This window comes from Rhizorhabdus sp. P4_G6 (assembly GCF_056401045.1).
The window spans coordinates 24,774-46,469 of record NZ_JBFUKC010000009.1 but is presented as its reverse complement, the minus strand read 5'-3'; the positions used below and the strand labels follow the sequence as shown (position 1 = coordinate 46,469).

Genomic DNA, 21,696 nt, shown 5'->3' with positions numbered 1-21,696 from the left:
CCAGCCATCCACCGTGCGAGGATTTTGATGACACAAGAACCTTCGCGCACCGGCACGACCGACGTCACGATCCGCAACGACGCCGGAGAGGTTCTCCTCTTCTCCTGGCCCGACTTCGTGACGAGCATCTGCGGAGGGCTGGCCTGCTTCATTTGCGGACGCACGCGTGCGGATGTCGCCTTCAATGACGAACATATCGTCCCAAACTGGGTGCTCCGCGCCTTCGGTCTGCACAGCTTGAAGATCACCCTCCCGAACGGAAATCCAACGCTCTACGGCAATTACAAGATCCCGTGCTGCGAGCCGTGCAACAGCGAGATGTCGCGGGTCATCGAGCATGACATGGCGCGTTTGGTGAAGTCCGGACCCGGCGCGATCCAAGACCATATTGCCACGAACGGCGGGCTGCTGCCTTACACTTGGATGGCACTCATCTTTCTCAAGCTGCATCTCAATGATCGTTGGATGAAGATGCATCTCGACCGACGTAAGGGTGATGCCCCGATTTCGGCGGACTACGTCTGGGAACACATGCACCATCTGCATGCGGTGGCTCGAGCCTTTCACATCGGCGCCGAGGTGCGACCCGAGGCAGCAGGGTCGATGTTCGTCTTCCCGGTCGATGGCGGTGAAGGCGATTTCGACCTGCACACGTTCACCGAGGCCCAAACGTTGTACCTTCAGCTCGGACAGACGGGCATGATCGCGGTCTTCGATGATTCCTGCGCCGCCGCAAACCGCGTCGCATGGATCCTGGAGAAGATAACGGGACCGGTCAGCCCGGTGCAGGCGCGCGAACTGACGGCCCACTTCGCGCTGGCGAGCATGGACATGATAAATCGCCCGAATTTCTGGACGTACGTGTCGCCCGATCGAAAGCAGGTGGTGATTGGTGGCACGACGGACGCGGTGCCGATGTTCCCGAAGTTCGATCGTGAAGGCTTCGGTCACATGATGGCGGGTGCCTTCCCGACACCTCCTCCGGTGGTCGGGAAAACGTCCGAGGAAGTGGTCGCCGGGATCGCCGCTGGCGAGATCAGCTTTCTGTTTGACGACAAGAACGAATTCATCCGCGACCATGCGCGTGCCTCGCGCACTACCGAAAATCCCGCGGCTTGACCTTGATGCCTTCGGTTGGCTGGCCGGGAATGATGCCAGACCCCAGCCGCAGGTCGGGAATGAAGATGTCGCGCGGCGCCTTGCCGAGGGTCGGCTCCGCCGGGTCGCGCGGGTCAGGCCGCATGGCGTTCCTGACGACGTCAGCGCGGCTCACCCGGTAGATATCGGCGACGTCGGACCGGTTGCCGACGTTGGCGAGCAGCGGCGACAGGTCGTCGAGCCGCTGCGCGATGACGTGGATGACCTCGCCCTCGCGCTGGACCTGGCCGCGCACGCCCATCATCGAGGCGCCAAGGACGGTGCGCCGGTTCTTCTCGAAGACGTTGGTCCAGACCACGAGGTTGGCGACATTGGTCTCGTCCTCCAGCGTGATGAACATGACGCCCTTGGCCGAGCCCGGCTTCTGGCGGACCAGCACGATGCCGGCGAGCTCGATCCAGCGACCGTCCTTCACGGTCTGGAGCTGCTCGCAGGTGATCATCTTACGCGCGCGTAGCTCGTCGCGCAGGAAGGCCAGAGGATGGGCGCGTAGCGACAGGCCGGAGGCGCGATAATCCTCCACCACCTCGGCCCCTTCGCCCATGGCTGCCAAGATGACCGTCGGTTCGATCGCTTCCTGGCGGAGTGCGCCATCGCGTTCGTCGGCCGCCGCGAACAGCGGCAGCGCCGCATGGCCAAGGCCCTTCACGTTCCACAGGCCTTCGCGGCGGCTGTTGCCGAGCGATCCATAGCCATCGGCATCGCCGATCCGGTCGAGCGCGCCGCGGCCGACCCCGGCCCGGCGCTGGATCTCCTCGACGCTCGCATAGGGCGTGCCGGCGCGCGCCGACACGATCGCCGCGGCATCGTCGTTCGACAGGTCGCGGACCATGCGGAGCCCGAGGCGCACGGCCAGGTATCGGCTGCCCGCCGGCTCGAGCGTGCAGTCCCAGCGGCTGTGGTTGACATCGACCGGGCGGATCTCGACGCCGTGCTGCTTCGCGTCGCGGACGATCTGGGCGGGAGCATAGAAGCCCATCGGCTGTGCGTTCAGCAAGGCCGCGCAGAAGGCGTCGGGATGATGGCATTTCATCCAGCTCGAGGCATAGGCGATCAGCGCGAAGCTGGCGGCATGGCTTTCGGGAAAGCCGTAGGAGCCGAAGCCCTCGATCTGCTTGAACGTCTTCTCGGCGAATTCGCGGTCGTATCCCCGGCCCACCATCCCGTCGATCAGCTTGTCCCGGAAATGGGAGACGCCGCCGGTGAGCTTGAAGGTCGCCATCGCGCGGCGCAGCAGGTCGGCCTCGCTCGCGGTGAAGCCCGCGCATTCGATCGCCACCCGCATCGCCTGTTCCTGGAACAACGGCACGCCGAGCGTCTTCTCCAGCACGCGGCGCAGTTCCTCGGTCGGGTAAGTGACTTCCTCCTGGCCATTGCGCCGCCGACGATAGGGATGGACCATGTCACCCTGGATCGGCCCGGGCCGGACGATCGCGACCTGGATGACAAGGTCGTAGAAGGTGCGCGGCGCCATCAGCGGGATCGACGCCATCTGCGCGCGGCTCTCGATCTGGAAGACGCCGAGCGTGTCGGCCTTGCGGATCATCGCATAGGTCGCGGGATCCTCGGCGGGGATGGTGGCGAGGTCATGCTTGATGCTCTTGTCGTTCTCGAGGAATTCGAAGGCGCGCCGCATGCACGACAGCATGCCGAGCGCGAGAACGTCGACCTTCATGAAACCCAAAAGATCGATATCGTCCTTGTCCCATTCGATGACCTGGCGGTCCTCCATCGCGGCGGGCTCGATCGGCACCAACTCGTCGAGCCGGTCGCGGGTCAGCACGAACCCGCCGGGATGCTGGGAGAGATGGCGCGGGGTGTTGATCAGGGTCCGGGCGAGATCGAGGGTGAGTGAAAGGCGCCTATCGCCAAGGTCGAGGTTCATCTCCTCGGCATGCTTCGCCTCGACGCCCTCGCGGCTCCAGCCCCACACCGACGATGCAAGGCCGGCGGTCATGTCCTCGCTGAGGCCCAGCGCCTTGCCGACCTCGCGCACCGCACCCTTCGACCGGAACCGCGTGACCACGGCGGTCAGTGCCGAGCGCGTGCGGCCATAGGTCTCGTAGATCCACTGGATCACCTCCTCGCGCCGCTCATGCTCGAAGTCGACGTCGATGTCGGGAGGTTCTCTTCGTTCAGCGCTGACAAAGCGCTCAAACAGCAGCTCGGAGCGGACGGGGTCGATCGAGGTGATGCCCAGCACATAGCAGACCGCGCTGTTCGCCGCCGATCCGCGGCCCTGGCAGAGGATCTCGCGCCGGCGCGCCTCGGCGACGATCGAGTGGACGGTCAGGAAATATGGCGCATAGTCGAGCTCGGCGATGAGCTTCAGCTCATGCACGAGTTGATCGCGCACCTTGCCCTCGATGCCGTCGGGATAGCGATCCGGGGCCTTCTCCCAGGTCAGCCGTTCCAGCTCCTGCTGCGGGGTTCGGCCGGGAACGCGGATCTCGTCGGGATATTGGTAGCGCAGTTCCTTGAGGCTGAAGGTGCAACGCGTCGCCAGCTCGACGCTGCGCGCGACCGGCGACGCATCCTTGAGGTAGCGGCGGAACAGCCGCTCCATCTCCTCGCCGGTCTTCAGGTATCGGTCGGCGAACCGTTCGCGCCGGTCGCCAAGCTCGTCGATCGTGCATTTCTCGCGGATGCAGGTGACGACGTCCTGCAGCAGGCGGCGCTCGGGGGAATGGTAGAGCACGTCGTTGGTGGCGACGGTCGGCACGCGCGCGGCGGCGGCCATGGCGGCAAGGTCGCGCAGCCGGATCGCGTCCCGCGGGCGACGACGGACCGACAAGGCCATGTAGGCGCGATCCCCGAAGATACGCCGGGTGCGCGCCAGCGCCGCCTCGGCGACGGCGTCGGCGCGGTCCGGCACCAGCATGGCGAGCAAGCCCTCCTGCCATTGCTCGACATCGTTCCAATCGAGATGGCACGCGCCCTTGCCGGCGCGTTCCTTGCCGACGCTCAGCAGCCGGCACATGCGACCATAGGCGGCGCGGTCGGTCGGATAGACCAGAAGCGCGGTGCCATCGAGGAGGTCGAGCCGGCAACCGATGATCGCCCGGACGCCCGTGGTCTTCTCCGCGTCCCACGCGCGAACGATGCCGGCCACCGAATTGCGGTCAACGACGCCCAGCGCTGGCAGGCCAAGCAGCGCAGCCGCGGCGAACAGTTCCTCGGGCGAGGAGGCACCCCGCAGGAAACTGAAATGGGTCGTAACCTGCAACTCGACATAGCTGGGTGCGTCGCCAATCATGGGAAGGCGCCGTGGATGAACCAGCGCATGTTGCCGGTGCCATGGCTTGTCCCGTCGCCGAGCCGGAACAGCCAGTAGCGGCCGCCGGTCTCGGTTTCGACCTGGTAATAGTCGCGGACGGCCAGCGGCGTGCCGGCCTCATGTCCGCTCTCGCGCCACCACTCGCCATGCAGGCGCTCGGGCCCATCGCCCTGCGTCACCCGATATCGCTTGCGGCGCCAGATGAACATGCGTGGCGCGTCGTCGGGAAGCAGCGCGATCACTTCGATCGGTTCGGGGCGCTCAAGCATCCGTGACGGCCGCGGCAGGTCGACGTCCCACGCGGCGCCATTCGGCTTGCCGAGCGCTGGCGACAGGGCAATCGAGCGCTCGGGCATCGCGCTGGACTGCGGTCCGCTGCGGTGAAGGGAGCGCTGACCGAACCGATTGGCGAGAGCGTCCACCAACGCCAGCAGATCAGGCCCGCGCCGGCCGAGGCTCTCCAGCCCTTCGCCTTGCTGGGCTGCAATGGCCTCGATCAGCGGCGTCACCAGCGTCATCGCCTCGATGCCAAGTCCCGGTTCGACGGTCTCGATCCTCGCGCAAAGCAGTTTGGCGAGGTGGCGCACGTCGCGCGAGGGCGCAGCCGTGCCAATGCGGATCGCCTGGGTATGGCCATCTACCCGGTGAAAGTAGCAGTCGAGCCGGCGCGCGCCCTTGCCGATGCGGCCAAGCTGCTCGACGACGTCGCCGACCAGATCGCCGATCACCTTTGCAAAGGCTTCGGGCGTTGCGATCGGCTCCATGAATCCTCGCCGCGCACGCGGCACATGCTCCGGAAAGATCGGATCGATTGGTTCGGGTATGTTGCCAAGGGCCTGGTCGAGGCGGCGATGGAGATCGCGCCCGAAGCGCTTCGCGAGCGGGCCGCGTGGTGCGCCGATCAGCTGCTCGACCCGCTCGAAGCCGAGCTTGCGCAGGCCCTCGACGTCGCTGGCGGCCAGACGCAGGGCTGCGATCGGCAGCAGGGCGATGGCCTTGCGTTGGTCTCCCGGCTCGATCGTCACCGGACGCCCTGCCGGCACATAGCGCGCCACGGCATGCGCGCAGCCCGCGGTATCGGCGACGGCGATCTGCAGCGACAGGCCGAACGCCGCGATCCGGCGATGGAGATCTTTCAGCAGCGCCTTCTCGGTGCTGAACAGCGAGGCGCATCCGGTGATATCGAGCCAGATGCCGTCTGGCGCATCTGGCGAAACGAATGGCGAGTATCGCTGGCCTGCCCAGAGCGCGAGACGGCGCAAGCCTTCGAAGTCGGCTTCCGGCTCGGCATCCACGACGTCCAGTTCGGGGGCGAACGACCGCGCCTGCATGACGGTCAGGCCAGGACGAATGCCGAGGGCCCGCGCAGCATCATCGACCGCAGCGATGATGCGCCGCCCGTGGTCCGGGATCGCCGTGACCAGGGGCCGGTCGAGCGCAGGGGCGTCGCAACGGTCAGGCGACGAATTTGCGGTCGTCCGCCGCAACCGGTCTGTCGACCAGTGCGGAAGATAGACCGATGCGACCCGTCGCATCGCAGCCCTCCACAATCCACGCGTGCGGGTTGCCGCCGCGTACCCTCTCCAGCGCCACGTTCCAGCGCGGTCGCCCCAGGCTCGGAATACCCAGGTTCTCGCTCGGAAATGCCGTGATGCGCCAGCGCGTCACAGCCGCCGTGCCTTCGGCCGCCTGCTCGATTTTCGAGGCCCGGCGAAACACGAAGGCGGCGACACCCGAACTCTCGGCAGCGAGCTGGAGCCGCTTCGACGCCGTCGTCGTGTATTTGGAGACTTCTCCGACCACGCCGGCAAGGCCACTGTGCCTCAGGCACTCCTCCATCGCGAGCAGGACATTGGTGTCGCTGCCGGCCTCGACATGGATCACCCGGTCGGGATGTAGGCCCGCCAGATGGAGCGCCGGCGCGAAGAGGTCGCGCCAGCGCAGGCACCAGAAGACTGGCCCGGCGACGCGTGCGAGGATGCCGGCGAGGAAGATCGTTGCGCTCGCATCGTCGGCTAGTTCTGGACTTCCGGCTATTTCATGCAGCGCGCCAGCTGCGATGCCTCCACCCGGTAAGCGGAGATCCACATCATCAATGCCGAACGGTATTGCTGCATAGCGAACACCCGCGCCCTCGATCAGCGCGACGCGCGCACGCAGTGAATCGAGGACGACTTGGCTTCGCATATGGTTGAACAGACTCGGGAATCGGCACGACGTTCCTAGTTTGTTCTTTATTGCCCTTCTGAGTCAAGCACGACGATCGGCCGTGCAGTGTCTAGGGAGGGCCGAGTGCCTCCACGCCGGCAGTTTCGCGTCGGGGGCGGTACCAGGTCGCGATCATTGCGTCCGTCGCAAAGATCGCAATCAAGCTTTGCGCAGCTGCGGCGAGTCCCAAAACGGCGACCGAGGCCAAGACGATTGTCAGATCTATCAACAACTGCACAAAACCGGCGTTCATGCCAAAACGACGCTGGAGCCATAGTACGACAACCAGTGTGCCACCGGCGGCTGCCCCGTGTCGCGCCGAGGCCAAGGCACCCATGCCGACGATTGTGCCGCCGGCCACTGCCGCAAACAACGGTGCAATGGTAAATCCGATGCACCGCGGGATTAGCGCCGAAATCACGGCCGTAGCGATCGTAACCCCAAGGGACTTGAAAAAGAACGTCGTACCTAGTGTGCGTAACCCGACGGCGAACAGGGGAAGATTCATCGCGCAGAAAAGCAGCGTAAAAGGCAGCTGAGACACTTGCGCGAGGACGAGCGACACGCCGACCGTTCCACCCGTCGTCAGTCGAGCGGCATGAAGCATGCTCGCGCCAACGGAGATCAGCAGGCTGGCAATGCCCAGCCCGTAGAGATCCTCCCAAAGATTGTAGGCCGAGGTCCGCTTGGGAGCCTGCACGGTGACCTAGCCGGCGATCGGACGGATCCAACCGGAAGGCGCTTCCACCAAGCCGCGTTGGATTCCGACAAGCTCGGCCTTAATGCTTTTGGTCAAGACGCCTCCCTGACCACCGCCGATCGCCCATTCGCCGTCTGAGCCTTTAAGCGCTCCTACCGGCGTCACGACTGCTGCGGTACCACAAGCAAATGCCTCACGAAGTCGACCGCACTCAGCGTCCGCCTTCCACTGGTCTATCGCATACCCCTCCTCGGAGACGTCCACCCCCCTCTGCCGAAGCAATTCGATAATCGATGCGCGCGTGATGCCTGGCAGAATCGTACCTGTGAGCGGCGGAGTGATCACCCGACCGTCGTCGAATACGAAGAAGAGGTTCATGCCGCCGAGCTCGTCCACCCAACGATGCTCGACAGCATCGAGAAACACGACCTGATCGCAACCGTGCTCGTAAGCCTCGGCCTGCGCCAGCAGGCTCGCTGCATAGTTGCCGCCGCACTTGGCGGCGCCCGTGCCACCCGGTCCGGCGCGATTGAGATGATCGGAAACCCAGATGGAAATAGCCGACTTGCCGCTCTTGAAATAAGCGCCAGCGGGCGAAGCGATCACGCAGAAGGTAAAGCGGTCGGCTGGCCTGACACCGAGGAATGCTTCCGAGGCAAACATGAAAGGACGCAGGTAAAGGCTGCCTTCGCCGGCAGGCACCCAGTCCCGGTCGATCGTCACCAAGGCTTCGACCGCATTAATGAAGAGTTGCTCGGGCATCTCCGGCATTGCCATTCGCCGCGCGGACGCGTTGAACCGACGAGCATTCTGTTCAGGACGAAACAAGCTTATCCCACCGTTCTCGCCCCGATAGGCTTTCATGCCCTCAAATATTTCCTGGGCGTAATGCAGGACAGCGCAGGCGGGATCGATCTGAAAGGGTTGGCGAGCCTGTACCTTTGCGTCGTGCCAGCCCGTGCCTCGGGACCAAATCGCCGTCGCCATATGATCGCTGAATGCGGCCCCGAAGCTCGGCGCAGCCAGAAGCAAGTCGCGCTCGCTCGCCGCCAGACGCGACGCGCTCGGTTCGATTACAAAAGGGAGAGCGTCCGCATCCACCGAGACAGTGGCGACGGTCGGCACGCCGGCGATCGAATTTCCCCCCGTCATAGATATCTCCATGTCAGGCTGCGGCGGTCACAATGATTTCGACGAGCACGTCCGGCGCGCCCATCTCGCATTGCGCGGTGGCACGCGTCGGGGCGGCATTCGGGGCCGTCCAGGCGTTCCAAACCTGATTCATGCCGTCGAAGTCGCGCGCGATATCCTTCAGCCAAATCTGTGCCGACAGAAGCCGGCTTTTGTCGGATCCTGCGTCGGCAAGATACTTCTCGACTCTAGCTAAGGCCTGTTCAGTCTGTCCCTTGATGTCCTGCGTCCGGTCGTCGGCGGCCATGCCACCCACAAACACGATCCCGTTGTAGATTACGGCCCTGCTGCGACGCGCATCCGTTTCCAGGCGCACTATGTCAGTCATCTGTCGTCTCCGGTGAAAGTGAAATTGCTCGCGGCAGTTCGGCGAAATCGCCGAGCAGGACCGGCTTGATTGGCGGTCGGATGCGGTAATAGCCAACCGCAGAAGGCTCGAGGCCCCGCTCGCGCGCGATGGTCTCGGTTACTGTCAGGCCGCAGAATCGGCCTTGGCATGGTCCCATCCCGCAACGTCCAAACGCCTTCGTCTGATTTGGCCCTTGGCAACCAAGCTCGACATAGGTGCGGATCTGACCAGCGGTGACCTCCTCGCACCGACAGACGATGACATCGTCGCCCTGCGGAATCCTGTTTTCGTCCTTCGGGCGATACAGTGCGTCCAGAAACGGCCGTATTGCCGTGTAGCGGCTCAACTCGGCGCGACCTGGTGCCGAGCGTTTTGCGAGTTCAGTCACGATTCCAAGCTGTTCACCAATCGATAGGGCCGCAAGTCGCCCCTGCGCTGCCGAAGCCTGCGCCCCAACGATGGCGCGGCTATCGCCGGTCACGTAAAGCCGCGTACCTTCCAGCCTTCCCCATTCGTCGGTAACTGGCTCCCAGCACAGTTGGCCCGCATTCCAGCGATGCTCCGCGCCGACCGCCCAGCTGAGCTGAGTGTTTGGAACCACGCCCTGATGGATCAGCAACAGCGATGTCGGAACGCGCACTGGGTAGCCACGGTGTCGGAACGCGAGTGCCTCGACCTTCGAAGTGCCCTCAATCGCCAGATTTGTGCATCCGGAATAGACCGGAATGTTACTCTTTCGCAGGACCGATAGCAGTCCAAGGCCTTTCGTTAGGTCCTTCCAGCCGCGAACGGCGTCCACCAAATGGCGCATGGCACGAACATAATCGGCGGTCGCTGTGGTATCGACGAGCGCTGCGATGCGAGCACCCGCGCGAATATATTGCCAGGCAAGAAGATATAAGAGCGGCCCGCAGCCGGCGAGAACGACCGGATTCGTGGGTAGCGCCCCGGAACCCTTGAGCAATATTTGTGCAGCGCCCGCTCCCATGACACCCGGCAGCGTCCAGCCTTCTATCGGAAACGGCCGCTCCATCGCGCCGCTGGCGAGAATGACGTATTTCCCCTCGATCTTCCGGGTACGACCCTCATGAACATAGTCGATCGTTCCGTCGGTCGTGACGTTCCACACAATCGCACCGCCGATATGGAGAGCGCCGCTGGCCCGGAAATCCGAAGCCAGCCTCCGGCCCGCGGCATAATCGGGACCGAGAATGGCCGAACGCGCTTCTGGAGCTTCTGCAACATTGCGGTAGATTTGTCCGCCAACGTCAGGTTGCTCATCAACCACTGCGACGGAAAGTCCAAGCGCACGGGCCTCGCATGCCGCGGCCATTCCTGCCGGCCCAGCGCCGATTATGACGATGTCTGCTTCGGCAACGCTCATGGATTATCCCCCAAATCGGGGGCGCCGAGGCTTGCGGCGCCGTCCTGCCGATGCACCTGCATTCCCTCGCGGACGGGAATCAGGCAGCTCTGTCGTGCGGGAACGCCATCGACCTCAACGAGGCACTCGAAGCACACGCCCATCATGCAATAAGGCCCCCGCGAGTCATGCCCGACAACGCTTGCCCTGAAGTCGCTAACGCCACCGACAAGCAGAGCTGCGGCAATATTGATTCCGTTCGGCGCGGTGATCGTTCGCCCGTCGAACGTGAAGGTTACGAGCTCGGCCGAACCTTGCTCGGAAATGGAGAACAGTGGCTCAATGGGCATGGGAGAAGCTCTTGCTCGGATCCAGAAAGCGCTCGCCTCGGAAGTCCGAAAAATCTGGGGGCGTCTGCGACAGACCCGCCATCCACGGTCCAAGGACAAAGCAATGCGCAGCAGCGAGGGTCACGCCGCTATGGCTCGTCGCCACAAAGGCTCCGGGACAAGTTTCAGACTCCTGGTAGATTGGGTATCCATCAGGCGCCAAAGGTCGCAGTGCTCCCCAGGCGCGAACAAGCCTGGCCCTCGCGAGCGCAGGGAAAGCGGCGACAGCCCGATTCACCTGCCTTTCGATGACATCGGTGGTCGTGCCGTCGTCGAAGCCGACGTCTTCTGTCGAAGATCCGATCTGTACGCTGCCTTCGACGGTCTGACGAAGCTTGTTCATCGGGTAGTTGAGGAACGGTTGAAGCCGTTCGGTAATCAGCACTTGGCCCCGGCTCGGCTTGACCGGCGCATGCAATCCCACCTGCGGAGCGAGGCGAGCATTGCCCAAGCCCGCAGCGAGGACGAGACGCTCCGCCTGCCAGCGCTGGCCGTCGGCGGCGAGTGCTTCGAACAGGCCATTTGAATGGTCGTAGCGCACCTCGACGACATCGACACCGGAGACGATGTCAGCGCCCTTCTGAAGGAGCCCGGCGTGCAGGCCGCGCAGAAGCAGCAACGGGTTCGCGTCACCGTCGAGTTCACAGAAGCTTCCGCCTGCGACGGTGGGACCGAGCCCAGGTAGAAATTGTCGCAACTCCGACGGCTCCATCATCTTGAATGGAATTCCGTCGACCGACCGACTGATGCCACTCAGCAGTTCGTAACGCGCCTTCATTTCCTTATCGCTGAAGCCGAGCCAGAAACCTCCGACCTGCCGAAGGCCAGCGTCGACGCCGGTGAGGTCCAGCAGTTCGCGTTGAAGGCCGGGCCAGAGCTTCAGCGCATCTCGGCTCCAAGCAGCATAACGGGGCATCTCGGCGCCCTTGCTGGAAACCCATACAAGGCCGAAGTTTCCGCGAGAGGCGCGGAAAGCGCTGTCGCCCTGGTCAAGTACGCGAACGCTGAGCCCCTCACGCGCCGCGCCATAAGCAATGGCGGCGCCAACCAGCCCCCCTCCGATCACGATCATCCGTTGACCGCTCATTTGGGGTTCCGACTAAAGCGACTTATTTGTCCCAAGTCACCAGTAGGACGTATCAACGGATCGTCGGCCTTTCGCCGCCGACTGCTAAAAGTGCCCATCCAGTCATTGAGTGCATCCACCGAAGATTCCCCCTTCCGATGAAGGGCTAGGCGGCGCGCTGATATTCGTCCAAGTCGAAAAAACGGGGATGGTATTCTAAAAATTATAGAGACTAGTGCGAAATGGCGACGTTGCCACTGTTGGCGTCGTCGCCCGGCGTAACGCGGCTAGGCCGAGCTGACCTAGCGGCCGGGTCTCCAGATCGCGAAGGCCTACAGCATCGAGGACGAAATCTCATTCGTCATGTTGCGAAGCTCCTCCACAAATGCGTCGACCAGCCGGGTATTGCGACTGTCGGCACTCCGGCAGAGCTGGAAATTATAGGGTATTTCCGGTTCGAAGCGCCGAGCAATGATCCGGTCCTCTAGCCCGCTAATCATCAGCGGGTGCACGAGGGAAACGCCTCGTCCTGCTGCCACAAATTCGGCGATCGTTTGGGTAGCGTTCGAGATGATGCCGACGTTTGGCCTCACGCCCTGCTCCTCGAACATGCTCTCAACTCGCAAGCCAAGATTTGTGTCGCGGTGGAGCGCGACAAAAGGCACTCCATCAAGATCCTTCGCTTTGATCTTCGACTTCTTTCGCAATGGATGGTCGTGCGGCATGACGCAAACGAGAGGGTGCGTCATCAGCGGATCATGCGTGACGTAGGGATTCTCGATCCCTCCATCTACCAGGCCGACATCGATCTTCCGGGCAATCAATAGGTCGATGATCCATTGAGAGCTTAGCGTCTGAACGGAGCAGAATACGTCTGGAGATACATCTAAGAACCGCGACGTGGCGCGTTGAATGAACGAGCCGCTCAGCGCGGGCATGACGCCCACGGCCAAACGGCCCTGTTCTTCCCGGCGAATGGCATCAAGGGCGTTCTGCACTTGCCGAACGCCTGCGAAGATGCGTCCGACTTCATCATAAAGCCGCATGGCGTTGGCCGTGGGGGCAAGCCTGCCCTTCACGCGATCGAACAGACTGACACCTGCATCGAATTCCAGATTCGCAATCAGTTTACTTACTGCCGGTTGGGAGAGCCCGACGAGATCGGCGGCGCCGCTGACCGTTCCGCTTTCAATCAGCGCCTTGAACGCCTCAATTTGCCGGAGATTAATCGGACGCGGCATGCTATAACCTCAGGAATAGATGGTGCTGATTTTGGACATAGACGAAATAGACCATAAGCCCATACGCTTCGTCAATCGTGGAGGAGTGCACCCGAGGGCTGACATCATCGCCGTACGGCCATCCTCCTGTCGTTCGGTGTTTGAGGAAGGTGGCCTGATGGAAAGATCGCGACGATGGCGAGCGCGATATTCAGTTCTGTCGGTCCTCACCATCGCGTGGGTCGTGTCCTTCATGGACCGAACAGTCATGTCGGTTGCCCTGCCATATATCTCAGAGGAGTTTCACCTCTCACCCTGGCAGAGCGGAATGGTTCTGAGCGCGTTCTTTGCCAGCTATTCCATCTCACAAATACCAGGCGGCATGCTGGCTGACCGTTTCGGCGTGCGCCGGGTCGCGACCATCTCACTGCTTTGGTGGTCAGCGTTCACGGCGTTGACAGGGGCTGCCGCAAATTTCACGCAGATGCTTCTCGCCCGCTTCATTTTCGGGCTGGGCGAGGGTGTTTTTCCATCCTGCGTCTTCAAGACTATTGCGGTCTGGTTCCCGAAGCGGGAGCGCGCTACGGCGAATGCAATCAAAATGGCCGCTGGGCCCCTTGGGGCGGCCCTGGCGCCGCTCTTTGTCGTTGGTATTATGTCCATTTGGGGCTGGCGCCACGTTTTCTACGTGCTGTTTGTGCCAGGGTTCATCATCGCTTTAGTTCTTTGGCTATTCGTCGCCGACGGCCCTGCGGAGAGCAAATATATCGACGCAGCAGAGCTGATGGAGATCGAAGAAGGCGAGCCGAAGACCGAGGGGCCAACCGCCAGAACGTCGATGCGCGAAGTGATCCAACAGCCCAATATTATCAGATATTTTTTAGCGCTGTTCGCCTACGATATTACGTATTGGGGCTTCACATCGTGGTTGCCGACCTACCTCGTCAAGGCTCGCGGGTTCTCGATGCTACAGATGGGGTTGGCCGCGTCACTGCCGTTCGTCGCCGGTACCGTCGGCTGCATTCTCGGTGGATGGCTGTCCGACCGCTTTTGGAAGAACAGCCGCAAGCTTCCAATCATAGCGTCCCAGCTCGCTTCGGCACTGCTGCTTTTTTGTTCCTATTTCGCCACATCTTCTTTCGTCCTGATAGCGTGCCAAACCTTGGCCGGCTTTTTTCTCAACTTCTTTTTTTCAACTTTCTGGGCTCTCCCGATGAATACGGTACCCCGGCGGCTGATGGGTGTGGCGAGTGGGTTCATCAACATGGCGGGCCAAATCGCGGCTTTCGTATCGCCGATCCTCATCGGATATCTCATTGGCATCGCGGGCGGCTCTTTCAGCCTAACATTCGGCCTTCTGGTCGGATCGCTGCTCGTATCGTGCGCGGTCGTGATGACGATCAAGGATATGTCCGGATCGAGCGGCATGGTCAGTCCGACGGTCTCATGACATCCTTTCGACATTTGAATGGGTAGTGACGCATGGGGATTTTCGTACTCGTTCCAGGTGCCTGTCATGGGAGCTGGTGTTATTCACGCGTCGCCGATCGTCTGCGGGAGATGGGCCACATCGTCTTTGCGCCAGCTCTGAGCGGCGTCGGCGAGCTGGCTCATTTGGGCACCCAAGGCATCAATCTTTCGACGCACATCGACGACGTCGTCGCAGTGATCAATTCACATGGGCTGGAAGACGTAGTGCTTTGTGGTCATTCCTATGGTGGAATGGTGRTCACCGGTGTGGCTGGGCAGATCGGCGAACGCGTAAGGTCACTGGTCTATCTCGATGCTTTTGTGCCAGAGGACGGCCAATCGAGCTTTGACATTGTTGGCTCGGAGCGGGCGATGGCGCTCATCGGGGCCGCAGGCACGACCGGGCTTGCAGTTGAACCGCCTGACGCCGCACTGTTCAACGTAAATCCAGATGACGTTGCCTGGGTCAACGCACTGTGCACTCCGCACCCCATTGGAACTCTAATCCAGAAGCTGCGCTTCACGGGGAAGGAGGATCTCGTTTCAAGGCGGACCTTCATCGTGGCGTCGCGCTATCAGTCGGTGTCGAACCACAGGACCTACAATAAACTTCGGGAGATGGACGGGTGGAAGACCGCTTCGATCGACTGTGGGCACGACATCATGATCGACGCGCCAGAGGCACTGGCAGCGATGCTGGTCGAGGAATTGTAGCGCTAGCAACACGCTGGCGAAGTCTATAACTTACAGAATACACCCCACGACTTTTCGACTTTGACGGACAGGGTGTTGCGGTCTCACGATCAGACCCTCCAAACACATGAGGGGGGAAACAACATGACTAAGGGGCCAGGCTTTTCGGTTCAGGCGAAAACAAAGTTCTTAGGCGGCGCGAGTTTGGTGATGGTCATCGCCCTTGCAGTCCCGGGGGCAGCATTCGCCCAAGATACGACAGCCGCGACGACGAGTTCGAAAGATGCAAGTTCCGCCGATGCGGCCGCGCCGGTGGAGACCAGCGAGATCATCGTCAGCGGTACACGCATCATTCGAGACGGGTATAAGGCGCCGACGCCGACCACCGTGGTCGGGTCCGAAGAGATCGCGAAACGGTCCCCCGTCAACCTTGCCGACTTCGTCAACCAGCTCCCGTCCCTGTCGGCAAGTACCTCGCCGCGCGCCAACATTGCATCTCTGGGAACCGGCTTCACCGGCATCAACGCGCTCAACCTGCGCAGCCTCGGTGCGACGCGGACGCTCGTGCTATTGGATGGCCGACGGGTGCCGCCCTCCAATCTCGGAGGCCTGGTAGACATTAACACGCTTCCGCAGGCGTTGGTGAAGCGCATCGATATCGTAACCGGCGGCGCTTCTGCGGAATGGGGTTCGGACGCGGTTTCAGGCGTCGTCAACTTCGTGCTCGACAAGGACTTCACGGGCTTGAAGGGGATGATCCAAGGTGGCGTCACCACCTATGGCGATGACCGCAGCTACAATGCGTCGCTCACCGCTGGCGCAAAATTCGCTGACGACCGCGGGCACATCCTGTTGAGTGGCGAAATCACGCACAATGACGGTATCGAGAGCATCGGCGATCGCAAATGGTATAACCATTCGCTGCTGTTCGTTAATCCGAACTACACGGCGACCAATGGCCAGCCTCAGCTTCTGAATCTGCCGAATGCCGGTTTCGCGACTGCGACTCCCGGTGGTATCATCACGACCGGGCCCCTGCGCGGCACCTATTTCGGTCCAGGCGGAACGCCGGCGCAATTCAATTATGGCTCGATCGTCAGCGGCAACGCGATGGTGGGCGGAGACTATCTCTATTCAGATCTTGGCGCATCGTCTGATCTCGATCCGAGAGTCAGCCGACAGAGCGTTTTTGGTCGCGTGAGCTACGAGCTGACCGATCATCTCGAGGTGTTCGCACAAGGCGGCTACAATCGGGCGACGACGTTCTCACGCCCGCTTTACCAGTTCAATTTCGGCAACATCACCATTCAGCCGGACAACGCCTTTATCCCGGCCAGTATCGCGCCCCGCGCGACGGCTCCGTTCAACCTGGGAACATTCAGCCAGGACATCGGCAAGCTCTACTCCCACACCAACCGCCAGTCTTGGGTGGGCACCATCGGAGCCAAGGGAGATTTCGATGCGCTTGGCTCCAAGTGGAGCTGGGACGTTTACGGTCAGCGCCAAGTCAATGACATCTACATCGACTTCTTCCAGACGGTCACATCGCGGTTTCTTGGGGCGATCGACTCCGTTCGAAACGCGAACGGCGTGATCGTCTGCCGCTCGACCCTGACCAATCCCAACAACGGCTGTGTACCGTACAACGCCTTCGGCACCGGAGTCAACAGCCAAGCGGCCGTGGATTACGTCACTGGCCTCGCATGGGGAAAGACCAAAGTGAGCGAAAACGTGCTCGCCGGCACCTTGCGCGGTGAGCCATTCTCGACCTGGGCCGGTCCTGTCTCGATCGCAACCGGCATCGAGCATCGCAAAGACTCCACGTCAGGCAGCGTCGATCCACTCCGCGCGGCTGTTCTGGCCGCCGGCGGCTCGGGTCCGTATTTCGCGGGCAATTACACCCCGACCTTCGGATCCTTCAATGTCACCGAAGGCTTCTTCGAGGCGGTCGTTCCGCTGGCTAAGGACATTCCGTTCGCGAAAAGTCTCGACTTCAACGGCGCAATCCGGGCTACCGACTACAGCACCTCTGGGTACGTCACGACCTGGAAGCTGGGCCTCACGTACTCGCCGGTCGACGACCTGACCTTCCGTTTCACACGGTCGCGCGACATTCGGGCGCCAAATCTGCAGGAACTGTTCGCCGCTGGTATCAACAACCTCGGGACGATCATCGACCGCTTCCGCGGCAATGTCAGCGCCGCCGTGCCACAGGTTACGAAGGGAAATCTCGGCCTGAAGCCCGAGATCGCGGACACGCTCGGAATCGGCGCGGTGGTTCAGCCACGCTTCCTTCCCGGCTTCCAGGCATCGGTCGATTACTACGACATCAAGATCAAGGGAGCTATTTCCACCGTAAATGGTCAGGCGATCGTAGACCAGTGTTTCCAGGGCAACACGGCCCTCTGTTCGCAGATTACGCGGGACAGCGCGGGCGCGCTCTCGCTGGTCACGATCCTGCCGGTCAATGTCGCCAAACAGGAGGCAAGCGGTCTCGATTTCGAAGCAAGCTACCGTACACCGCTGCTCGGGGGCGCGCTAACCCTGCGCGGTCTCGCGACCCGGTTCATCAAGAACTATTCGAACGACGGCATCACACCCGCCACTGATAATGTCGGCACGAACGGTGTGARCGGCACTCTTCGTAATACCCTGCCGAAATGGCGTTATCTCGTGAACCTGACGTACGATCGCGACCCCGTGACTTTCTCCGTCACTGCGCGAGGCTTYAGCGCGGGCGTCTACAACACGTCCTACGTCGAATGCACGTCAAACTGCCCCACCTCTACGGTCGCCAATCAGACCATCAACAACAATCAGTTGCCCGGGGCCATCTACTTCGACACGAGCATCAGCGCCAAGCTGACGAAGCAGGTCGAGGCCTTCCTGACGGTCGACAACATCCTGAACAAGGATCCGGCTCAGGTGGCGTTTGGCCCCGCCATCGGCGCTGCTCCGCTGAGCGTCAATCCGCTGCTTTACGATCTCCTGGGTCGCAGCTTCCGATTCGGAGTTCGTTTCAAAATGTAGTGATCTGGTGCCGTGCCGGCGAAGTATTGCCAGCACGGCACTCCCTTTTAGTGGGCGAAGGTATGCAGTCGACGAGATCTAGATATCGGGCCGCGACGATCCTTGAGAATGCCTGCGGAATCTCCATTGCTCTGGGATTGTTGTACACAACTCCGGCTTCATCCGAGCCAACGATCGACGCCAGCTTCCTGCAGTTTCCCATGGTCTATGCCGTGAGCGCGGCCGACGCTCCAACGGTGGCGTGGGTGGTCCATCAAGGGGAGCAGACCAGGCTGAGGATCGCGACCGCACCTAGCTTCAAACCTGTTGAACTGCTCGTTCAATCGGACCGAGATGGTCAGCCCATCACCGACGTCCGCATCTCGCCCAACGGCCTTCATATCGCCTTCGTAACCGGAACATCGATCGCTGGGCGAGATGACGGTTACAACCCCGCAAATTTGATCGTTCCCCCCGAAGCGACCGTCTGGATCATCGGGGCACGCAGCGGCGCCCGACCCGTCAAGATCGGGGTTGGGACCACGCCTGTCTTCACGCCGGACAGCCAGCTTCTCACCTTTCGGCGCGGTCGCGATCTTTGGGCTTCGAAAGTCGCCACCACCCCAGCCAGTCCGACAGTGCTTATCCCAGGCGGAGCATCCTTTGCGCATCCGATTTGGTCACCAACGGAAGCATCCGTGCTTTTCGTGCAGGATCGCGGAGGCTGGTCGTTCCTCGGACGCTATGATTTGGGTAGCGATCGCATAAAGTGGCTGACAACAGGCGTTTCTCGTCTCAGCTCGCCCGCGCTTTCGCCAGATGGGAAGACGATCGCCTATTTCCGCTGGCCGGCTCGCGAGCAGAATGTCGTAGTCGACAAATACGAGAACGAGGCTGTCTCGCTCGAGACGATGGATCTGGTGACGGGCGTCGCCACCGTCCTGTGGCATTCGACGACCAGGGCGGGGCTTCAGATCCCGGATGATGATGCGTCCGGTTTGCGCTGGGCGGATGACCGCACAATCATTTTCAGAGCCGAACCTGATAACTGGGCACGCCTATACGCAATCTCACGCGCGGGAGGCTCACCGCGCGCCCTGACCCCGCCGAATTGCGAAGTGGCGGAGAGCTCGCTCGTCGAACGAGACAGGCTCTTCGTGGTTCACAACTGCCGCGACCTCGATCGACGTCAAATTTCGACCTTCAATATCGCGAATGGGGCCGAGCGGCAGATCGAAAGCACCGATGTAGTCTTTTCGAATGCGGTCTCTGTCGGCAACGGGCGCTGGGTCGCTTATGCAGGCGCAAGTGCCGACGCGCCCTCTCTCCTTCGGATCGTCGATGTACGAACCAGCGCCGTGCTGCTTAGCGAGACTGCGGCCACATTCGGCTACACCTACAGGTTCAGCGATCCAGTCCCAAAAACCGTCAAGCTGACGTCAGCGGACGGTTTAAGTTTTTCGGCGCAGTTGTTCATGCCAGCCGGTCCGGGTGCCCATCCCGCAATCGTGTTCGCCCACGGCGGACCGAAGGAGCAAATGTTCCCGGCTTTTCACTACCAAGGCTATTACGCCTACGACTACGCGATCAATCGCCGACTGGCGGAACTCGGCTATATGGTGCTGAGCGTGAATTTCCGATCCAGCACGGGATACGGGCGGCTGTTTCGTGAAGCCGAAGGTCGCGCCTGGCGCGAAGCCTCCGACTATAAGGATATTCTCGCCGCCGGTCGGTGGCTGTCATCAAGACCTGACGTCGATCCCRCGCGGATTGGAATATGGGGCTCATCCTATGGCGGTTTTCTGGCCGCCAGCGCCCTGGCGCGGAACTCGGATCTATTCTCGGCGGGAGTCGCGGTGCACGGTCTCTTCGACTGGAGCCGCGTTCCGAATCTTCCCGATCGGGCCTACCCGGGAAAGGCATATGGCGTCGGCCCGGCTCAGTGGGCCAACGCTTTGAAAGCCTCACCGGTCGCGGCGATCGATAGCTGGAAATCGCCGGTTCTGTTGTTCAGCGGTGATCAGGACATGAGTGTTGACGTCCTCGAAACCGTGGATCTCGATCGGAAGCTGACGGATCGCGGTGTGGCTGTCCGCTCTGTTGTTCTGCCCGGCGAAGCCCACCGTATGATCCGCCAGAGCAGTTGGGAACGGCTCTGGAGCGAGCAGATACGCTTCCTCGACGAGAACCTAGCTCACAGGCGCGCGGGCGCCCGTGGCAACGCGAGCAAGCCATGATCGCAACCGCCTCAAAACCCGCAGCGGTCCTCTGTGCCCACGTCATCCGTAAAGCGGGCTGGTTGCTTGTCTGCGCGATGGCGCTCTGTCTATGCGCCTGCGCAACGGGGGGCGACGAGGCAGGGTTGCCCCGTACCGAAGCGGCCGGGCAACGTGCGCAATCGAGCCAACCCCTTTTGCTTTCCTCGACAGGAAGTTTTTTCGTCGGAGGTCGGACGGAGACGCTCACCACATTGGAGGCGGGCATGTATCGGGGCGGACCGGTCTCCCTCGATCAGATGTATGTCGAGTACCTGATCCCGCAGGCCGCGCCAGCGCCCTCCATCATCATGATCCACGGCGCCACTCTCACGGGCAAGACATATGAAACGACGCCCGATGGCCGGATGGGGTGGTATGAGTATTTCGCGAGAAAGGGTTTTCCGAGCTATGTCGTGGATCAGGTCGGCCGAGGCCGATCCGGTTTCAACCAGGCAGGGTTCAACGACGTCCGTGGGAAGGTCGCCCCTCCTGAGAGTCAGCGAAACTTCCGTCGCATCGCCGATGATATAGCTTGGGTGCGCTTTCGCTTCGGCCCCGCGTCCGGGGCCAGCTTCGACGACTCTCAGTTCCCTACCGAGGCGGCAGACCGCTTTGCGATGCAAGCCGTTCCTGACCTGCAGCCTGATCCCGCCTCGGACAGGGCGAATTATGCGGCGTTGGCGGAATTAGTTGGGCGGCTGAGCGGCAGCGTCCTGGTCGGCCATTCGCAATCTGGCCGGTTTCCGTTCGAGGTCGCCTTGCTCCACGCAAGCGGCATCAAGGGGCTTGTCGCCATCGAACCCGGTGGTTGCAATTCGACGGGCTATTCGCCGCAGCAGATCAAGGATCTGGCTAAGTTTCCCGTACTAGTCGTCTACGGGGACCATCTCGATGCCCCCCAGGCTGACGGCCCGGTTTGGCTTCCCTTCCTCAAAGACTGCCAGACTTTCGTAGCTCGAGTGAACGATGCCGGCGGGAACGCGACTCTCCTGCACACGCCGGAGATCGGGATCTACGGGAATAGCCACATGATAATGCAGGATCGCAACAATCTTCAGATCGCTGATCTCGTCATCGCCTGGATCAAGCGTAATGTCGCCGGTTTCTGATCATCCACGCCTTTCGGCCGCAGGAGGGGGCGTCGTCGCACTCGGGATATCTATTTGCCGGCAGTGTGGCGGCGTTCACGACTGGCTTGCTAAGACGGGATCTCCATGATGGACGCCCGGGTCAAGCTACTGCGCAGTAGAGGAATTTCAGACTATCGTTCAGGAGTCGGCCGACCTGGGCGGCGAGAACTTCGACGCCAACCGTCGACGCGGAGTCGAGCTTCGACGCCTTATGG

At 61.7% G+C, this 21,696-nt stretch carries 16 protein-coding genes; 6 read left to right on the top strand and 10 right to left on the bottom strand.

What is annotated here, in order from left to right:
* Positions 1–27 precede the first annotated feature (27 nt).
* Positions 28–1,119, top strand: coding sequence for a hypothetical protein (locus AC1DPF_RS11170; protein ID WP_477961308.1), 1,092 nt, complete (start codon positions 28–30; stop codon positions 1,117–1,119).
* On the opposite strand, the gene AC1DPF_RS11165 is transcribed toward AC1DPF_RS11170, so the two are convergent.
* From AC1DPF_RS11165 to AC1DPF_RS11120, 10 genes are all read right to left on the bottom strand, one after another.
* Positions 1,097–4,414 carry an error-prone DNA polymerase gene (locus AC1DPF_RS11165; RefSeq protein ID WP_477961306.1) on the bottom strand — a complete coding sequence of 1,106 codons (3,318 nt, stop codon included), beginning with the start codon at positions 4,412–4,414 and terminating at the stop codon, positions 1,097–1,099. The genes AC1DPF_RS11170 and AC1DPF_RS11165 overlap by 23 nt on opposite strands.
* Positions 4,411–5,970 (bottom strand): DUF6504 family protein, encoded by a 1,560-nt coding sequence (locus AC1DPF_RS11160; RefSeq protein WP_477961304.1) that lies wholly within the window; start codon positions 5,968–5,970, stop codon positions 4,411–4,413. The genes AC1DPF_RS11165 and AC1DPF_RS11160 overlap by 4 nt, the downstream gene beginning before the upstream one ends.
* Positions 5,891–6,622 carry an ImuA family protein gene (locus AC1DPF_RS11155; protein ID WP_477961302.1) on the bottom strand — a complete coding sequence of 244 codons (732 nt, stop codon included), beginning with the start codon at positions 6,620–6,622 and terminating at the stop codon, positions 5,891–5,893. The genes AC1DPF_RS11160 and AC1DPF_RS11155 overlap by 80 nt, the downstream gene beginning before the upstream one ends.
* A gap of 91 nt (positions 6,623–6,713) precedes the next feature.
* Positions 6,714–7,343 (bottom strand): YitT family protein, encoded by a 630-nt coding sequence (locus AC1DPF_RS11150; protein WP_477961300.1) that lies wholly within the window; start codon positions 7,341–7,343, stop codon positions 6,714–6,716.
* Between the two features lie 6 nt (positions 7,344–7,349).
* Complete coding sequence (locus AC1DPF_RS11145; protein ID WP_477961298.1) at positions 7,350–8,495, bottom strand: branched-chain amino acid aminotransferase; 1,146 nt, start codon at positions 8,493–8,495, stop codon at positions 7,350–7,352.
* A 13-nt stretch (positions 8,496–8,508) separates the two neighbouring features.
* Positions 8,509–8,862 (bottom strand): RidA family protein, encoded by a 354-nt coding sequence (locus AC1DPF_RS11140; RefSeq protein ID WP_477961296.1) that lies wholly within the window; start codon positions 8,860–8,862, stop codon positions 8,509–8,511.
* Positions 8,855–10,267 carry an FAD/NAD(P)-dependent oxidoreductase gene (locus AC1DPF_RS11135; RefSeq protein ID WP_477961294.1) on the bottom strand — a complete coding sequence of 471 codons (1,413 nt, stop codon included), beginning with the start codon at positions 10,265–10,267 and terminating at the stop codon, positions 8,855–8,857. Before AC1DPF_RS11135 ends, AC1DPF_RS11140 begins: the two co-directional genes overlap by 8 nt.
* Positions 10,264–10,596 (bottom strand): (2Fe-2S)-binding protein, encoded by a 333-nt coding sequence (locus AC1DPF_RS11130; protein ID WP_477961292.1) that lies wholly within the window; start codon positions 10,594–10,596, stop codon positions 10,264–10,266. Before AC1DPF_RS11130 ends, AC1DPF_RS11135 begins: the two co-directional genes overlap by 4 nt.
* On the bottom strand, positions 10,586–11,707 hold the full coding sequence (locus AC1DPF_RS11125) for an NAD(P)/FAD-dependent oxidoreductase (protein ID WP_477961290.1): 1,122 nt from the start codon (positions 11,705–11,707) through the stop codon (positions 10,586–10,588). Before AC1DPF_RS11125 ends, AC1DPF_RS11130 begins: the two co-directional genes overlap by 11 nt.
* Before the next feature lie 326 nt (positions 11,708–12,033).
* On the bottom strand, positions 12,034–12,942 hold the full coding sequence (locus tag AC1DPF_RS11120; RefSeq protein WP_477961288.1) for a LysR substrate-binding domain-containing protein: 909 nt from the start codon (positions 12,940–12,942) through the stop codon (positions 12,034–12,036).
* Between the two features lie 19 nt (positions 12,943–12,961).
* Here AC1DPF_RS11120 and AC1DPF_RS11115 point away from each other — a divergent pair, with 19 nt between their 5' ends.
* The 5 genes from AC1DPF_RS11115 (at position 12,962) to AC1DPF_RS11095 (ending at position 21,460) form a co-directional block, all read left to right on the top strand.
* Positions 12,962–14,371: an MFS transporter gene (locus AC1DPF_RS11115; RefSeq protein WP_477961286.1), complete on the top strand. Its 1,410-nt coding sequence runs from the start codon at positions 12,962–12,964 to the stop codon at positions 14,369–14,371.
* Positions 14,372–14,403: 32 nt separating this feature from the next.
* The gene (locus AC1DPF_RS11110) at positions 14,404–15,105 is read left to right on the top strand and encodes an alpha/beta fold hydrolase (RefSeq protein ID WP_477961284.1); all 702 of its coding nucleotides are present in this window, start codon (positions 14,404–14,406) and stop codon (positions 15,103–15,105) included.
* Between the two features lie 123 nt (positions 15,106–15,228).
* Positions 15,229–18,114 carry a TonB-dependent receptor plug domain-containing protein gene (locus AC1DPF_RS11105; protein ID WP_477961283.1) on the top strand — a complete coding sequence of 962 codons (2,886 nt, stop codon included), beginning with the start codon at positions 15,229–15,231 and terminating at the stop codon, positions 18,112–18,114.
* A gap of 62 nt (positions 18,115–18,176) precedes the next feature.
* Positions 18,177–20,330, top strand: a complete 2,154-nt coding sequence (locus AC1DPF_RS11100; protein ID WP_477961281.1) for a S9 family peptidase — start codon at positions 18,177–18,179, stop codon at positions 20,328–20,330.
* Complete coding sequence (locus AC1DPF_RS11095) at positions 20,327–21,460, top strand: hypothetical protein (RefSeq protein WP_477961279.1); 1,134 nt, start codon at positions 20,327–20,329, stop codon at positions 21,458–21,460. Before AC1DPF_RS11100 ends, AC1DPF_RS11095 begins: the two co-directional genes overlap by 4 nt.
* The last annotated feature ends 236 nt before the right edge of the window (positions 21,461–21,696 follow it).

Excerpts from the sequence above, each read along its gene's own strand:
- AC1DPF_RS11125 (WP_477961290.1), bottom strand. The coding sequence starts at position 11,707 with ATGATCGTGATCGGAGGGGGGCTGGTTGGCGCCGCCATTGCTTATGGC.
- AC1DPF_RS11140 (WP_477961296.1), bottom strand. The coding sequence starts at position 8,862 with ATGACTGACATAGTGCGCCTGGAAACGGATGCGCGTCGCAGCAGGGCC.
- AC1DPF_RS11155 (WP_477961302.1), bottom strand. The coding sequence starts at position 6,622 with ATGCGAAGCCAAGTCGTCCTCGATTCACTGCGTGCGCGCGTCGCGCTG.
- AC1DPF_RS11120 (WP_477961288.1), bottom strand. The coding sequence starts at position 12,942 with ATGCCGCGTCCGATTAATCTCCGGCAAATTGAGGCGTTCAAGGCGCTG.
- AC1DPF_RS11135 (WP_477961294.1), bottom strand. The coding sequence starts at position 10,267 with ATGAGCGTTGCCGAAGCAGACATCGTCATAATCGGCGCTGGGCCGGCA.
- AC1DPF_RS11095 (WP_477961279.1), top strand. The coding sequence starts at position 20,327 with ATGATCGCAACCGCCTCAAAACCCGCAGCGGTCCTCTGTGCCCACGTC.
- AC1DPF_RS11160 (WP_477961304.1), bottom strand. The coding sequence starts at position 5,970 with ATGCGACGGGTCGCATCGGTCTATCTTCCGCACTGGTCGACAGACCGG.
- AC1DPF_RS11170 (WP_477961308.1), top strand. The coding sequence starts at position 28 with ATGACACAAGAACCTTCGCGCACCGGCACGACCGACGTCACGATCCGC.
- AC1DPF_RS11145 (WP_477961298.1), bottom strand. The coding sequence starts at position 8,495 with ATGACGGGGGGAAATTCGATCGCCGGCGTGCCGACCGTCGCCACTGTC.
- AC1DPF_RS11115 (WP_477961286.1), top strand. The coding sequence starts at position 12,962 with ATGGTGCTGATTTTGGACATAGACGAAATAGACCATAAGCCCATACGC.
- AC1DPF_RS11165 (WP_477961306.1), bottom strand. The coding sequence starts at position 4,414 with ATGATTGGCGACGCACCCAGCTATGTCGAGTTGCAGGTTACGACCCAT.
- AC1DPF_RS11130 (WP_477961292.1), bottom strand. The coding sequence starts at position 10,596 with ATGCCCATTGAGCCACTGTTCTCCATTTCCGAGCAAGGTTCGGCCGAG.